This is a genomic window from Pseudomonadaceae bacterium SI-3, assembly GCA_004010935.1.
In the GTDB taxonomy this organism is placed as follows: domain Bacteria; phylum Pseudomonadota; class Gammaproteobacteria; order Pseudomonadales; family Pseudomonadaceae; genus Stutzerimonas.
Genome location: CP026511.1, coordinates 2,676,366 through 2,692,744 on the forward strand (window position 1 = coordinate 2,676,366; position 16,379 = coordinate 2,692,744).

Consider the following 16,379-nt stretch of genomic DNA (forward strand, 5'->3'; position numbering starts at 1 on the left):
AAGTTCGTAAGCAATGATGGGTGCCTTGCTGCGGCTGATGTCCGTCGTTAACGTAACGAACCGTTGACTGTCGCAGGATGCGCAAAGAATGACATTTACGATTCGCCCGGTTTGCCACGAAGATCTGCCGGCTATCTGTGAATGGCCGCAGGACGAAGCCGAACTCTTCTATTGCTTTCCAAAAGCTCATTACCCACTCACTGAGGGCCAACTGCTCGAGGCGATCGCTCAACGCGCCGAGTCGTCCGTCGTCGTCCAATCAGGCAGGCCCGTAGCATTCGCGAACTTCTACCGATGGGATCAGGGTGGGGTTTGTTCAATCGGGAACGTGATCGTTGCGCCGAACGCGCGCAGGTCCGGGGCTGCAGGTTTCCTCGTCGACCACCTTTGCGCGGTTGCCTTCTCGAAATTTGCGGCCGCCCAGGTGCAGATCTCCTGTTTCAGCCTGAACACAGCGGGCCTGCTGCTCTATCCGAAGCTCGGGTTCGTGCCATTCGCGATCGAGGAAAGACAGAGTCGGGCCGGTGAACGCATCGCGTTAGTTCATCTCCGTCGCAACCCGCCATCGGCAGGGCAATGACAAACTGTTTTGCCACCGGTAGCCGCAGACGACACACCCGCTGCGGCCATGGATGGCCCGAATGACTATTGCGCCAGCCAGCCGCCGTCGACATTCCAGGCAACGCCGCGGACCTGGCGAGCAGCATCGCTGCACAGGAAGACGGCCAGCTCGCCCAGCTGTTCCGGCGTCACGAAATCCAGCGACGGTTGTTTTTCCATTAGCAGCTCGCGGGTCGCCTGGCTCGGGTCGCCGTGGGCCTGGGCCTTGCTATCGATCTGCTGCTGCACCAGGGGCGTCAATACCCAGCCAGGACAAAGCGCGTTACAGGTAATGCCGGTGGTAGCTGTTTCCAACGCCACGGTTTTGGTCAGACCGACCAGGCCATGCTTGGCGGCCACATAAGCAGCCTTCTGCGCCGAGGCCACCAGGCCATGAACCGAGGCGATGTTGATGATCCGCCCCCAGTTGCGCTCACGCATGCCCGGCAAGGCGAGGCGCATGGTGTGAAACGCCGAGGACAGGTTGATGGCAATGATGGTGTCCCAGCGCTCCACGGGGAATGTTTCGATGGGAGCGACATGCTGGATGCCAGCATTGTTGACCAGCACATCGACTGAGCCGAGGTCGCGCTCCGTCCGGCTGACCAAATCGGCGATCTGATCCACATCGGACACGTCGGCAGGATGGTGCAGCACGCGCGTGCCGTATGCCGAGACGCGTTCGAGGGCGGCATCAACATCGCCGAAACCGTTGAGCATCACGTCGGCCCCGGCCTCGGCCAGCTTGCAGGCAATGCCCAGGCCGATACCACTGGTCGAACCCGTCACGAGAGCAGTCTTAGCGTTGAGTGTCATGGCGTGCTCCGATCGGGTTGCGCAACTGGAACAGCGCGGCCAAAACCGACGCGTTGATTGCCAGCAAAGCGGCCTTCACAGACCATGACGGGGGCGCTGACAGGCAGGGTACTGGACGAGTGGCTGGCACAACGGCCAGAACTAAAAGAAGGAGTCATCTGCGGTTTTCCTTGTTGTTCTTGTCGCCTCGCTCGGATGCATCAGCTTCAACGAGCAAAGAGAGACTTTGTCAGAGCGAAAGCCATGCCAATCCAGACGCGGCCAGCAGAAATGGTTCCTAGGCCTTGGTTTCGCTGACTTACAGCTGCCAAACCGAGGTGAGTGGACGACCGACGGGACAACGGCGCATCACGCTAATGTACAGATTCGTGTACATGCCCATTTCGACGTACTGCCTTCACGACGATATGTCCGGATGACTGGACCCATGCCTGTCCGCCCGGTCCGCGTAGCGCCGTTAAACCGATTCGGGATTCACCGGCCGCGTTTCTGCAGATCAACCAAGAAGTAATGCCGTTTTCTGCCGGGCACACCACTCAGGGTGGCCCCCGGCGGCCTGGCCATGTTTGGTCAAGGCAGCCCCAGGCGGGACTTAGCGACGTTCCTTGATGCCTACAAAGCCAGCATTTCCTGGACGCGGATGGCAAGGGTATCGATCGCGAAGGGTTTCGTCAGGACCTGCATGCCCGCACCCAGGGAGTTGTTTCCAAGCGCTGCGCTTTCTGCATAGCCTGTAATGAAGAGGGTCTTCAGGCCCGTGCGTATCTCCCGACCCGCGTCGGCCATCTGTCGTCCGTTCATACCCCCCGGCAGGCCGACGTCTGTGATCAGCAAGTCGATGTTTACTTCGGATTGCAACACTTTCAGCCCGCTGACACTGTCAGCCGCCTCAATCAACGTGTAGCCAAGGTCACCTAGAACATCCATCAGGAGCAGACGCACGGTCGGTTCGTCGTCCACGATCAGAATCGTCCCGCGGGCCTCGCCGGGAACGGTATTCGTCATCGTCGGCACGGTTGCGGCTTCGGCCGCTTCACCGATGTAACGCGGCAGGAAGATGGATACCTGGGTGCCCTGCCCCTTCTCTGAATCAATGCGAACCTGGCCACCGGACTGCTTGGCAAATCCGTAGATCATCGATAGCCCCAGGCCTGTGCCCTGGCCGATCGGCTTGGTGGTGAAGAAGGGGTCAAACGCCTTGGCGATAACGGCTGGTGTCATGCCCGTTCCGGAGTCCGCTACGCTCAGCGAGAGATACTGACCCTCGGGAAGGTCGTATGCCCGAGCGATATCACCCGCCAGCCATCGGTTGGACGTCTCGATGGTGATACGCCCGCCGTCCGGCATGGCATCGCGGGAATTGATGCACAGGTTGAGGATGGCATTCTCGAGCTGGCTCGCATCGACGGACGCCGACCAGAGGTGCATGCCACTGACGGTTTCAACCCGAATACCGGGGCCGACCGTGCGCTGGATCAGCTCCGTCATACCCTCCATCAGCACATTCACGTCGATCGGCCGCGGGTCGAGCGTCTGGCGCCGCGAAAACGCCAGGAGACGGTGCGTCACGGCTGCGGCACGTTTCGCCGCCCCCTGAGCTGACGCCATGTACCTATCGATATCGTCAAACCGCCCCTGGGACAACCGCAGACTCATCAGCTCTAACGCGCCCGAAATTCCTGCGAGCAGGTTGTTGAAGTCGTGTGCAAGGCCCCCGGTGAGTTGACCGACAGCCTCCATTTTCTGTGACTGTCGCAGCTTATCCTCGGTCTGGATCAGCGCTGCCGTCCGCTCGGCCACGCGTTGCTCCAGGGTCTCATTGAGCGCTCTCAACGCCGCAGTGGCCCTGTCACGCTCCGCCTCGATGGACCGCCGGTGTTCGACGTCAATCAGTACGCCTGGGAAATTATGAGGCGTGCGGTCTTCCGCGAGATCGACACGTCCGTTCGCTTCGATCCAGTAATACCTGCCATCAGCACGCCGTACCCGGTACTGATGGGCGTAGGCGCCACCGCGGGAGATCGCTTCGGCTATCGCAGCCTTCAGCCCCTCCCGGTCTTCGGTGTGCACGGTAGCGATTATCTGCTCAAGGCTGAGCCCTTCTCGGCCGAGGGCGGGGTCAAGACCAAAGGCGACAGCGAAGCCTTCATCGACCGTGAACCGGTCGGTAGGCAGATGCCAATTCCAGGTTCCGATGATCGCGCCGGCCGCGAGGGCAAGCTGAACGCGCTGGACGTTTTCTCGCGCAAGCGATTCACTGACACGCAGGCGCTCTTCGGCACGTCGCCTCTGGGTTACATCGCTGAAGAGAATCGCAATCTGGCGCTCGGCGGGGTCGCCGACTCGAACGGCCCGAACGTCGAACCAACGCTCGAACGCTTCAGCGTAATTCTCGAAACTGGCCGGCTCCCCGGTTTTCGCAACGTGGCCGTAGGTTTCGAACCAGAATTGCTCCAGATCCGGTGCGAATTCGGTAACCCACTTGCCCCGCAGGTCGACGCCTGCCTGGCGCTCGAACGCCGGGTTGGCCTCAACAAACAGATAGTCCACGGGCTGGTCGTTCGCGTCGAACTTGACCTGAACGATCGCGAACGCCGCTTCGATAGACTCCAGTATGGTTTTGAACCGCTCCTCACTCTGGCGCAGCGCTATTTCCACAGCGCGCATGCGTGTCAGATCAAGCATCGCGCCGATCATACGCACGGCCTCACCTTCGGCGTTGCGGATAACCTGGCCGCGGTCGATCACCTCGGCGTAGGTCCCGTCCTGACGCCGGAAGCGGTATTCACCCGTCCAGGTGGTACCGCTCCCATCGATAACGGCGCGAATCGATGAGTGGATGCGCGCGCGGTCCTCTGCATGGATGCGCTCGATCCACCAGTCTCCAGAACTGTCGACGTCCGCAAGTGGGTAGCCGTATGCCTGCTCCAGTGCATCGTTCCAGAGCACATGATTGGTGTTCAGATCCCAGTCCCAAACGGCATCATTAGTAGCTTTCGCAGCCAGACGATAGCGTTGCTGAGATTCCTCAATGGCGCGGCCTGCCATGTGCTCGCTGGTGTGGTCATGCAGGATCTTCATATAGCCAAGATGGCTGTGATTTGGGCCATACAGTGGCGACATCGCCTCCGATGCCCAGAATTGTTGACCGTCTTTGCGCAAGTGCCAGCGCTCGTTTGTCACGCGCCCACGACGCAGCACATCTTCCATCTCATGCTTGGCCCGGCCTGTGGCTCGATCGGTCACCGTGAAGATCCGCTCGCTGCTCTGGCCAAGCATTTCCGTGGCGCTCCACCCCATCACCTGCTCGGCACCCAGGTTCCAGTCGGTAATGATTCCAGCTGGATCAGTCAGGACAATGGCGAGCTCGGTGATGCTGTCGAACACTGCGCGTTGGCGTGCTTCGCTACTGGTCAGCGCAGCCTGGCTGGCTGCGAGCTCTGCTGCCAGTGCTTGTAGCGTCATCGGGTCGGCCGCGCTTGCCGGTTGGCAGCTCGAGCAGGAATCCGGCTGATGGACGTCGCGCCGCGTCTGTTGCTCCGCGCAGATCCCTGCGTTCTCAAGGACGGTGCGCAGACGCACGACTTCTGCCTCAAGCGCCTCACGGGTAAGGTCTTTCAACGCGATACCTATCTCAATCTGATAACGATGACGGACCGTTCCCCACGATCTGGCGGGTTAGACAACCTGTCTGCAATTGTCGAGGTTAGCGCCACACGAGCACAACCACCGGCTGACCTGTCGACGGCCTGGGACGTTTATGCGCCAACAACGACCCAGAGGTTTGCCTGGCCGCGCCAATACGAGGAGGGTCACACCGCCAGTCGGCGCCGGTTGCAATCTCACCCAACCTCCACGCAGCCAGATCCGTCCACGACTTCAGCACGCATCACCGCCATGGCAGTAGTTGCGCGAACTGACCCTCATCCTGCCAACACACTATCCACCAGCGCCTTGGCCTCTTCCTGGATGCGCTTGAGGTGCGCCTCGCCCTCGAAGCTCTCCGCGTAGATCTTGTAGACGTCCTCGGTGCCGGACGGCCGCGCCGCAAACCAGCCGTTGTCGGTCACGACCTTGAGGCCGCCAATTGCGGCGCCGTTGCCCGGCGCTTCGGTGAGAATCTGGGTGATTGGCTGGCCGGCCAGCTCGCTGGCGGTGACCTGCGAAGCCGACAGTTTGCCGAGCTTGGCCTTCTGCTCGCGGTCTGCGGCGGCATCGATGCGTTGATAGACCGGGGAACCGAAGCGCTCCGTCAGCGCCTGGTAGCGCTCGCCAGGATCCTTGCCAGTCACCGCGGTGATCTCCGCAGCCAGCAGGCCGAGAATCAGACCATCCTTGTCGGTGGACCACGCACCGCCTTGCTTGCGCAGGAAAGAAGCGCCAGCGGATTCTTCACCGCCGAAGCCCAGGCTGCCGTCCATCAAGCCATCAACGAACCACTTGAAGCCCACCGGCACCTCCACCACCTTGCGGTCAATGCCCTTGGCGACACGGTCGATCATCGAGGACGACACCAAGGTCTTGCCGATACCCGCCTGCGCGCTCCATTCTGGGCGATGAGTGAACAGGTATTCGATGGCGACGGCCAGGTAGTGATTGGGGTTCAGCAGCCCGACCGATCGCGCGACGATGCCATGGCGGTCATGGTCGGTGTCGCAGGCGAAGGAGACGTCAAAGCGGTCCTTGTTCTCGATCAGACCGGCCATGGCGTGGGGCGAGCTGCAATCCATGCGGATCTTGCCGTCCCAGTCCAGGCGCATGAAGCGGAAGGTCGGATCGACGCGGGTCGAGAGCACTTCGAGCGGCAGGCCGTAGCGTTCGGCAATGCGCGTCCAGTAATGCACGCCGGCGCCGCCGAGTGGGTCAACGCCAAACTTCAGGCCGGAGTTGCGGATGGCCTCCAGGTCGATCACCTGTTCCAGACCGCCTACGTAATGTTCGATGAAATCGAAGCGTTGGGTGGTGGCTGCCTTCAACGCTTGCGAATAGTCCATCCGCTGCACGCCTTTGAGCCCGGCAACCAGCAGCGCGTTGGCGCGCTCCTGGATCCACTTGGTTACGCCGGTGTCGGCCGGGCCGCCATTGGTGGGGTTGTACTTGAAGCCGCCGTCGGCAGGCGGATTATGCGACGGCGTGATGACGATGCCGTCAGCCAGGCCGCTGCTGCGGCCAGCGTTGTATTCGAGGATGGCGTTGGAGATGGCCGGGGTCGGTGTGTATCCGGGCTCGCCATTGGTTTCGCTGCAGCCAGCGTCGATGCGTGTCTCGACGCCGTTGGCTGCCAACACTTCCAGGGCGGATACGAATGCCGGCTCGGACAGCGCGTGGGTGTCCATGCCGACGAAGATCGGGCCGTCGATGCCCTGCTCTCGGCGGTAGTCGCAAATCGCTTGTGTGGTTGCCAGGATATGCCACTCGTTGAAGCTGTTCTTCAGTGACGAGCCGCGGTGGCCGGAGGTGCCGAAAGCGACTTGCTGCGCCGGATCGGATGGATCAGGGCGCTCGCTGTAATACCGCGAAATCAGTCGCGGAATATTGGTCAAGGTGTGCTCGGCGGGGAGGCGTCCTGCGTTGAGGTCGAGGCTCATCAGTCGTTCCTTTGGAAGATCAGTAGGTCAATTCAGGCAGAACCCTGAGTTCTGCCGAGGGTGTCGAACGCAAAATGACGGTGGCAACCGGCACTTATCTACGCGCTTCGACCATGCACCCTCGGGCTTTGGTTCCCCACAGTTGCATCGAAAGCGCATGCGCAGCGGTGGCGCATGATAGAGCGCGCCGGCCGTGCCGCGAAGATGGCGGGTTGAGGTTCCGCTGCCGACCGAAGATCAGACGAGCAAGCTGCTCCAGGCAGAGGCCAGCAGCAACAACGCCATGCACCGATTGAAACGTCTGATCGACTGCGCTGATTTCAGCAGCCGCACTGCCCCCTGCCCCAACGCCGCCCATGCGCATAGACAAGGAACCGCGATGAGAAAGAACAGCAGCGCGTAGGTCCCGTAGTGCAACCAACTGGCGTCAGCGCCGGCGAACACACTGCGACTCAGGGCTTCTACCTCGGCCGGCCCATGTCACCGCTGCTGTTCCAGCAGGTTCTGGCCGATGCCCAGGTGGCAAGTGTCATCTCGGCGGGCGGACGCTAAGCGCTCGTCGAACCCGTACGGACAGGCCATCCCGCGGGACCTGGCCTTGCGCCCTCAATAGCGCCCGTTTCAGCCTGCGCGTCCAAGGCGGCTGATACTGTTTCAGCCAGATGCTCAAGCGTGAACGGCTTGGTCATCATACTCATGCCCGCCCCGAGAAACTCCGAGCGAATCGCGGCGTTTTTCGGCGTAACCGCTGATGAACAGAACGGGCAGATCCGGCCGTTTCTGCTGGATGATTTCGGCCAGTTGGCGACCGTTCAGACCGGGCAGTCCGACGTCGGTTATCAACAGGTCCAGCGTAAGCAAGCCATCGAGCAAACTCAGCGCCTGCTGACCATCTTCAGCGAGGTGCACCTGGTAGCCGAAGTCCTCCAGCGCGGCGGCGAGCAACAGGCGTACCGAATCATCATCCTCCACCACAAGGATCGTCTGCCCTCGTCCGGAGGTCAGATCCACGGACGCGGCGATCGCCCCATTCTCGACTGCAGACGACTGCGCCAGGGGTATGTACAAGGTGATCGAGGTACCGGCCCCCTCCTCGCTGGTCACCGAGACGAAACCGCTGCTCTGTTGAACGAATCCGTAGACCATGGACAGACCCAACCCGGTGCCTTGCCCCAAGGGTTTGGTGGTGAAGAAGGGTTCGAATATCTTCCCCAGCACGGGCTCGGGAATACCGACCCCCGTGTCCGATACCCTGATGCTGACGTAGCGCCCCCTGTGACCACCCAGACGAGCAGCCTCGGTCTCGTCGATATCGGCTCGGCTGGTAGCAATCGCCAGAATGCCGCCATCTGGCATGGCATCACGCGCATTGATGCTTAGGTTCAACAAGGCGTTTTCAAGCTGGTTGGGATCGACTAATGCCAAGCCGGCACCGTCATCAAGCTGCAGCTCAAGCTTGATCCGCTCCGTCAGCGTCCGTTTAAGTAGGTCGCTTAGCGACAAGATCAGCGGATTCACTGAAACGGTGCGGGCTTCGAGCGACTGCCGACGGGAGAACGCCAACAAGCGCTGGGTCAAGGCTGCCGCTCGGCTGGCGGACGTATGGGCGGCCGTCATGTAACGATCCAGATCACCGTATTGCTGCCGGCCTATACGGAGTCGCATCAGGTCCAATGCGCCGATGACACCCGTAAGCATGTTGTTGAAATCGTGAGCGATGCCACCGGTGAGCTGGCCCACCGCGTCCATCTTCATGGATTGGCGCAGCTGGTCTTCGGTTCGGGCTCGTTCTTGGCTTTCCAGCGTCAGTTTCTCTAACGCCTCTTCCAGCGCACGGGTACGAACCTTGACCTGAAACTCAAGATCATCGTTGAACCGGCGCAACATTTCTTCGTTCTGCTTTTCAGCATTTATATCAATGACGACCAAGGCGGCGCCTCGGATCTCCCCTTGGCTGTCGTACAGCGGCACCGCATTGACGCGTGTCCACAGCTCAGGCCCGTCGTCGGGGTAGTAGCGGAAGTCAGCACCTTCCACCATTTCGCCGCGCAGAGCCCGGGCGCCTGCAAATTGATCCGGCGGGATCCGTTGACCCTGGCTATCGAGGCCCACCCATCGCTGAGCATGCCGACCATCAGTGGATGGGATTCTTCGGTTGGGGACGTACCGCTCGTAGGTAGGATTGCTGAGCACGGTGGTCCCGTTTGTATCGATCAGGCAGATGCCAACCGGAAGGTGTTCGACCAGGCTCTCAAGCGTTGCTTGCTGCTCAGCGAGCTCCACGAGACGGTCTGCAATCTCGAACTGACGGAGGCGAGAGCGCCAGGCCATCGCCACGGTGCTCAGCAGGGCTGCCGGTCTGATTGGCTGTTCGAGAATGACCAGGTCCGCTACCCACCCGGGTAACCGCTTCTTGACTGCCAGAAAATCAGCGCGGGATTCGCTCTGCGTATCTGTGACCACAATAAAGGGGATGTCCGCCCCGTCACCTTGCTCGGTGACGGCGGGCCCGCTCGCCATCGCCGAAGCGAGGAATCGATCGGTGGCGATCACCGCACCCACTCGGTGATCCAATTGTTGAAACAGGCTCTCGCTATCGGAGCAGAAAGCGAGTTCATACCCCTCTTCGTCCAGCAGTTGGACCAGGCGAGAGAAATCGACGCCACAGCCGGTGCCAATCAATAGCCGCCTGGCCTCGGATGAAATGTCAGCAGTCACGTCGGTGCTCTTCCTGTAGTTAGGAGCAGGTGAGGTTTCCCTTCGCGTCCGTTTAGCACTCAAACTTCTGCTTTGAAGAATCGATAGATAAGCCGGCCACAAAGGCTGAAGGCGATGCTGTGCTTGATTGCGCAAGAGCCCCACAGTCAGGCTCCACGACAGCTTGGCCAGCTTGGGAGTAGTAGCGTCGACAAATGGTACAGAGCCGGCCGTGCGGGCAGAAGACACCGTGCATCCGATTCAGACAAATATTGAGTTGCGACTTCAGCGCAGTCCAAACGTCGAATGGCTCAACTTGCCCGACGATCGATGATGTAGTCACCCAGCTGGGCCAGCGGCATAGGCTTTGCGAACAGGTAACCCTGTGCCTCGTCGCATGCCGACCGCATCAGCTGCCGCAGCATATCGGCGTCCTCTACGCCTTCGGCCACGACGCGCATGCCAAGCGAATGGCACATTTCGGTCACCGCCTTGATGAAATCGAGACAGTTATCAGCCTTCGCGGCTGGGCAAAGGAAGGTCCGATCAAGCTTCACAACATCGATCGGATATTGGCGTAAATAGGCGATGCCGGCGTACCCGGTGCCGAAATCATCGATTGCAAGCCTGACGCCGATGGTTCGCAGGTTTCTCAGGAGCTGGTGCGAAGCGTCGGTGTCTTCGATCAACCCGGACTCGGTCAGCTCCAGTTCGAGACGGTGCGTATCCATCCCGGCTGTCTGCAATGCCCCGCTGACTTCGCTGCACAGCGTCGGCGATTTGAGCTGCACCGGTGACACGTTCACCGACAGCATCAGCTCGGTACCGATGCGTTCGGTCAATTGCTGGATGTCTTTGCACGCCTGCTGCAGCACCCAGTTGCCGATTTTGCAGATCAGCCCCGTGGTTTCGGCGATGGGTATGAACACCGCCGGGGATACCAGCCCTTTGCTTGGGTGGTTCCAGCGGATCAGCGCCTCCACACCGCATGCAATGTCATCGTCCAGGCAAATACGCGGCTGGTAATGCAGCACGAATTCATTGCGCTCCAGCGCTTCTCGCAGGTCGAGTTCGAGCGCCATGCGGTTCTTGGTCTCGATGCTCATCTCGGCCGAGAAGAACTGCATCCCGGTGCCGCCGGCATCCTTGGCGCGATACATGGCGATATCGGCGTGCTGCAGCAGCTCATCGATGCTGGTGTCCGGGTCCGGATACAGACACATGCCCATCGATGCCGAGGGGTAGTAACGTGTGCCAAGCACATCGCAGGGCACTTGGATCGCCCGCAGCAGATCAGCTGCCAGCCGCTCGGCCGAGCGCACGCCGTCAGGTAGATGAGCCACTACCACAAACTCGTCACCGCCCAGGCGCGCCACCAGATCACCGGACGGCAGCGCCTCGCGCAGCCGATGGGCGATCTGCACCAAGAGGACGTCGCCGTAGCCATGCCCCATCGAGTCGTTCACTTCCTTGAAGCGATCAAGGTCGATCAGCATGATCATCAACTGCTGATTTTCCGGAATGAAATTGACCAGTTCCCGCAGGTGATCATTGAGATAGGTTCGGTTGGGCAGCCCCGTCAACGAGTCATGAGTGGCCATGTGGTGCAGTCGGTGCTCGACCTGCTTGCGGTCCGTGATGTCCGTCAACCCGCCGGACCACTCCTTCATATTCCCGTGGTCATCGAAGATGGGCACGGCGTGACCGGTCATATGCCGATACTGGCCGTCCGCCCGGCGGATGCGGTATTCCGCGCGCTTGTTGCTATAAACCGAACACATTTCCTCAATGATGGCTTCAAGCGCGGGACGATCTTCCGGATGCACGGCTTCGAGCCAGCCCTTCCCGCGCGATTGCTCGAACGTCTGGCCAGTGAACTCATTCCAGTCGGGCTGTAGCTCAACGATGTCCACTTCGGGGCTGGTCGACCAGACCAAACTGTTGGTGGCCTTCACCAGCCCCTTGAAGCGGCGCTCGTTGGCTGCCATCTCTCGCTCGGCCTTGATCCGTGCCCGGTTGGCTCGATCGCGCTGCACCACCAGCGCCGCCGTATTGGCGAGCAGGGTGATTCCTTCTTGCTCCAAAGACGACGGCGCTGCGTATACGCTGCTGTAACAGGCAATGGTGCCCATCACCTCGCCGCGGTCAGAAAGAACGGGTGTGGACCAGCAAGCGCGTAGGCCGTGCTCAAGCGCCTTGTCCCGGTGCCGGGCCCAGTAAGGATCGCTGGCAATATCCACGGCAACACTTGGCTTGCCGGTGCGTACCGACACGCTGCAGGTGGTTTCATCGGAACCTGCGTCCATTGCATCGAGCGCAGCGACGAAATCTGAAGGAAGGCTGGATGCTTCAACGAATCGCAGCCTGCCATCCTCATCCAGGCGCATGATGGCTGCGCGAATGGTCCCAGCCGACTGCCTTTGGGCCGAGCGGGTAAGTTCAACCAACACTTCGGTCAAGGGCGCACCGGCCACCGCCAGCTCCAGTGAGCGCATCTGCCCTTCGGCTATGGCCTCGGAGCGGCGGCAGTCGGTCACGTCCTGACTGACGAAGTGCAGCGCCCGCAGCTCGGGATGAGCGGTGGAGCGACCGGTCACGCTGACCATTTGCACACTGCTGTCGCCGACCAGAACACGGCATTCGAAGCGCACCTCGTCACCGGTCGAGAGGGCGACAGCCACGTGCTCGGCGACCGGATCGCGATCATCGGGATGGATGTGCTCCAGAAATTCGGTGAGCGAGGTGCTGCCCAATGCACAGGCATCGAGCGCATGGGTGACGGCCTCGACCGTCGCCTGGGTATCGTTCAGCGAATCGTCCAGCTCGACGTACCACTCCAGCAAGCCAGCCGATTGCAGCGTGAAAGCAAGCCGGGATTGCAGATCTGGTTGGGCCATGCTGTTATCCAAAAAGTGTGTAAAGCGAGCTTCTACTTGGACCCATAGAGCTGGCCACCGTTCTGAGCTAGACCGATATACGTAGCCATTGTTGAATCCTCGCTCTATCAAGGGTAGTGCACGGCCCCGATATCCCCCTGCCAAGGCGTCTATAACCGACGTTCGGTGTGGCTGGCGGGCGCTTTTCCTCAGCGGACGCGCTAATCCAGAGTCGGATTGCCCTGCTCCGCCAACACTTCACGCACACAGCGGTGAAACAGCTGCAGCACCGGCAGCTGCCGGGCGCTGTGGCGGCCGATCAGTACCAGCTCCCGGTAGAAGGTTGCGCCGCCCAGTCGGAGAACGCGGACAATCGGCGTACTTTCGAGCCATAACCCGGCTTCTGGCACCAGGGCTACACCCAGCCCGCAGGCGACCATCTTGACGATGGCATCCAACTCGTCGAGTTCCAGGCCAGGGCGGACGTCCAGGTGATGTTTGCGCAAGAACTGACTCACCTGCCGACCGCCAAAGGAGCTGCGGTCGTAACGCACAAACGGCTGCTCGACAAGGAGCTGCAGCGGGTCATCACCGGCCACGTCGAGCGGCGTGATCAGCACGAACGGCTCGCGCTGAACCAACTCGGCATGGAGCTCCTTGGGCAGCGAAAACGGCGGTCGGATCATGATCGCCAGATCGATCTCGCCGGCATCGACTTGCGATAACAGATTCAACGAGACACCGGGAACCAGCTTTGGCGCGACGCCCGGCGCCTGTTTCAGCAGACGGAGCAGCACCCGCGGCAGAAGGCCGGTCTGTACCGTACCGATGGCACCGATTCGCAGTTCGCCCCGGTAGTCTTCGAGCGACTCCGGTTGTCCCATCAAGCTGAACGTCTCGAGGATCTGCTCGGCCAGCGGCAGCGCCCGCAGGCCCGCCGCATTGAGATACGCCGAGCGGCCTGTTCGATCGAATAGGCGCAGGCCCAGCGCCTCCTCAAGATTCTTGATCTGAGCGCTGACCGCAGACTGGGTCAGCCCGATTCTGTGGCCTGCAGCGGCGAAGCTGCCGCACCGGGCGATCGCAAGGAAGGTTTTCAATTCGCGGATCATAGGGACCTGGATTGATCGAAATATTCGAGGCTCGACACCAACGATATCCGCTGTTGATGAGGGCGACAAATCGGCAACATGATCGTTACGGCCCCACAACAGAAGGTAGCCTTGATGACCCTCTCTCCTTTTCACCTTGCGATCCCTGTCCATGACCTACCCGCCGCGCGCCGCTTCTATGGCGAAGTCTTCGGTCTCGCCGAAGGCCGCTCGTCCGAGCATTGGGTCGACTTCGATTTCTACGGCCATCAACTGGTCATCCATGAGCACCCGCAGACGCCATCGCAGCAAGCTGCACACACCAATGCCGTAGACGGTCACGACGTTCCGGTGCCGCACTTCGGCATCGTGCTCAGCTGGCCGGAGTGGGAAGCGTTGGCCGAACGTCTGCGCGCACGGGCTACCAAATTCGTTATCGAGCCCTATGTACGCTTCCGGGGCCAGGTCGGCGAGCAGGCGACCATGTTTCTCTTCGACCCCTGCGGCAACGCGTTGGAATTCAAGGCATTCAAGGACATGAGTCAGCTGTTCGCCAAATGAGCTGTGCCGCTGCCAATCAACTCATGGGGCAAGTAACGCAGCGCGGACGGACCGATAATGCCGGGGAGTACCCCGCCACGCCGTCACGCGCTCGCTGCGGCCTGCCATTCGCGCGGACTGGCGCCGGTCTTGCGGCGGAAGGCGCGAGCCAACGCCGATGGGCTTTCGTAACCCACCTCATCGGCAATCAGGGCGATCGGCCGACCTTCGCGCAAGCGCTTCTGTGCCAGGCTGATGCGCCAACTGGTGAGGTAATCCGCGGGCGTCTGCCCGACCACCGAGCGGAAACTGGCGGCAAAGCTGGCCCGTGACATGTTCGATTCGGCAGCCAGTTCGGCCACCGACCATGCACGCTCGGGTTCGGCGTGCATCAGCGTGATCGCTCGCGCCAGGCGCAAGTCGGCAAGCCCGGCCATCATTCCCGAACTCATCGTCTGACTGGCCATCAAGTGGCGCAGCATCTGCACGATGAGCAGTTCGAACAGGCGCCCCATGACCGCCTCACGGCCACAGTAGCCGGCGACCGCTTCCTCAAACAGCCAGGCCAGCGCACCGTCGAGGATCGGCGCTTCGGCCACCGGCAGCAGCAAGACATCAGGCAACGCCGCGGCCAGCGGATTGTTAGCCCCGCCGTCGAACTGCAGCGTCGCGCACACCAGCCGCGCGCCATCCGCTTCGTTGGCGAGCATCCGGTGCCGATACGGACGGGGAAATACCATAACCGTCGGCTCCGCCAACCGCACCTCGCTGTTGTCCGCCAGACGCAACGTCATGGCGCCTTCGCGCAGCACATGGATGTAGCCCACCTGGTCCGCAGTCTCGAAGGCCGCAACGCCACAGAGATCTCCGCTGTGATACAGGCCCGCGTGCATGCCGAAGTGGCACAGCAGACTCGATAGACGATCCATGGTTACCTGCCTCGATTAGACGATTAGTTGCATATTGAAGACGATTTGAGTCCTTTACGACAACCCGACTGCGCATTATGACCCTGCACCTGACGCAAGTCGCTCCGAAGTCCCAAGCCGTTTCCTGTGTGGGTGCTCCGGCCTGCTGAGCAGAGCCCGCCACCGACACAACAACCCGAACCGTATCTAATCGAAAAGGTAGAACAACGTCATGACCACTGCATCGAAAACCCGCAACGCCGCAGCCGCCACCCTTCTCGCCGCCGCCACTACCCTGGGCAGCGTCGCCAGCTTCGCCGCCGACAAACCGACCGTGATTCTGGTGCACGGTGCATTTGCCGAAGCAGCAAGCTGGAACGGCGTGGCCACCCGGCTGATTGGACAAGGTTATCCGGTCATCGCCGCCGCCAACCCGCTGCGTGGCGTGGCCAACGATGCCAAATACGTCTCCGACATCATCGAGCACACCTCAGGCCCTATCGTGCTGGTTGGTCATTCCTACGGCGGTAGCGTCATCACCAACGCAGTGAATGGAAGCGACAAGGTCAAAGCGCTGGTGTACGTCGCTGCATTCGCACCGGCAGCCGGCGAAAGTGCTGCCACGCTGGCCGGCAAGTTTCCAGGCGGAACGCTTGGTCCGACCCTGGCCGAACCCGTTCAGCTGAGCGACGGCAACCAGGATCTCTACATCCAGCAGGACAAGTTTGCCGAACAGTTTGCTTCCGATGTGCCGGCGGCCGAGGCGGCCTTGATGGCCGCTACGCAGCGCCCGATAACCGCCGCCGCGTTGAACGAAGAAAGCCAGAACACCGCCTGGGAGTACGTGCCTTCCTGGTTCGTCTACGGTACCGGCGACAAGAACATCCCCGAGGCGGCGCTGAAGTTCATGGCCGACCGCGCGGGATCGAAGAAAACCCTGAGCATCCCCGGCGCCTCCCACGTCGTGATGACCTCGCATCCAGATGAAGTGGCTGCGCTGATCACAGAAGCCGCGCAAGCCAGCGCCCAGTAACCGCTACGGCAAAAAGCCGGTCGATGAGCTTGGTTCATCGACCGGCCTTTTTGCGCCTAGGCCGCTTGTTAGACAGGGTTCGCCATCGGTAAGGGCTGTTGGACGAACGAACTTTTCACTCACGCGAGGCTAAACAAAAACCTCGATCAACCGATAACCCGACATGCCAAGCGAGGCGTGCACGGCTCCAAGCTGTCGGCCACGCGCGGCGTCTATTTCACCGATTTCGT

Annotated in this window: 11 protein-coding genes; 3 read left to right on the forward strand and 8 right to left on the reverse strand. The window is 61.1% G+C overall.

What is annotated here, in order from left to right:
- Nucleotides 1-88: 88 nt before the first annotated feature.
- Nucleotides 89-580, forward strand: coding sequence for a GNAT family N-acetyltransferase (locus C1896_12520; GenBank protein ID AZZ45641.1), 492 nt, complete (start codon nt 89-91; stop codon nt 578-580).
- A gap of 65 nt (nt 581-645) precedes the next feature.
- Here the strand turns inward: C1896_12520 and C1896_12525 are convergent, their stop codons facing one another.
- The 7 genes from C1896_12525 to C1896_12555 all read right to left on the reverse strand — a co-directional run bounded on the left by C1896_12525 (nt 646) and on the right by C1896_12555 (nt 13,689).
- Nucleotides 646-1,416 (reverse strand): 3-hydroxybutyrate dehydrogenase, encoded by a 771-nt coding sequence (locus C1896_12525; GenBank protein ID AZZ45642.1) that lies wholly within the window; start codon nt 1,414-1,416, stop codon nt 646-648.
- A gap of 612 nt (nt 1,417-2,028) precedes the next feature.
- A complete protein-coding gene (locus C1896_12530) occupies nt 2,029-4,881 on the reverse strand; it encodes a hybrid sensor histidine kinase/response regulator (protein AZZ47658.1) in 2,853 nt (950 codons plus the stop codon).
- A gap of 458 nt (nt 4,882-5,339) precedes the next feature.
- Nucleotides 5,340-7,004: a phosphoglucomutase, alpha-D-glucose phosphate-specific gene (locus C1896_12535; protein AZZ45643.1), complete on the reverse strand. Its 1,665-nt coding sequence runs from the start codon at nt 7,002-7,004 to the stop codon at nt 5,340-5,342.
- 237 nt (nt 7,005-7,241) lie between these two features.
- Nucleotides 7,242-7,448: a hypothetical protein gene (locus tag C1896_12540; GenBank protein ID AZZ45644.1), complete on the reverse strand. Its 207-nt coding sequence runs from the start codon at nt 7,446-7,448 to the stop codon at nt 7,242-7,244.
- Nucleotides 7,449-7,670: 222 nt separating this feature from the next.
- Nucleotides 7,671-9,722 carry a histidine kinase gene (locus C1896_12545; protein AZZ45645.1) on the reverse strand — a complete coding sequence of 684 codons (2,052 nt, stop codon included), beginning with the start codon at nt 9,720-9,722 and terminating at the stop codon, nt 7,671-7,673.
- Between the two features lie 290 nt (nt 9,723-10,012).
- Nucleotides 10,013-12,598, reverse strand: coding sequence for a PAS domain S-box protein (locus C1896_12550; GenBank protein ID AZZ45646.1), 2,586 nt, complete (start codon nt 12,596-12,598; stop codon nt 10,013-10,015).
- Between the two features lie 200 nt (nt 12,599-12,798).
- Nucleotides 12,799-13,689, reverse strand: a complete 891-nt coding sequence (locus C1896_12555) for a LysR family transcriptional regulator (GenBank protein AZZ45647.1) — start codon at nt 13,687-13,689, stop codon at nt 12,799-12,801.
- Between the two features lie 114 nt (nt 13,690-13,803).
- On the opposite strand from C1896_12555, the gene C1896_12560 reads away from it, so the two are divergent.
- Nucleotides 13,804-14,229 carry a glyoxalase gene (locus C1896_12560; protein AZZ45648.1) on the forward strand — a complete coding sequence of 142 codons (426 nt, stop codon included), beginning with the start codon at nt 13,804-13,806 and terminating at the stop codon, nt 14,227-14,229.
- Nucleotides 14,230-14,312: 83 nt separating this feature from the next.
- Here the strand turns inward: C1896_12560 and C1896_12565 are convergent, their stop codons facing one another.
- Complete coding sequence (locus C1896_12565; GenBank protein AZZ45649.1) at nt 14,313-15,137, reverse strand: AraC family transcriptional regulator; 825 nt, start codon at nt 15,135-15,137, stop codon at nt 14,313-14,315.
- Between the two features lie 211 nt (nt 15,138-15,348).
- On the opposite strand from C1896_12565, the gene C1896_12570 reads away from it, so the two are divergent.
- Complete coding sequence (locus tag C1896_12570) at nt 15,349-16,149, forward strand: alpha/beta hydrolase (protein ID AZZ45650.1); 801 nt, start codon at nt 15,349-15,351, stop codon at nt 16,147-16,149.
- Nucleotides 16,150-16,379: the final 230 nt, after the last annotated feature.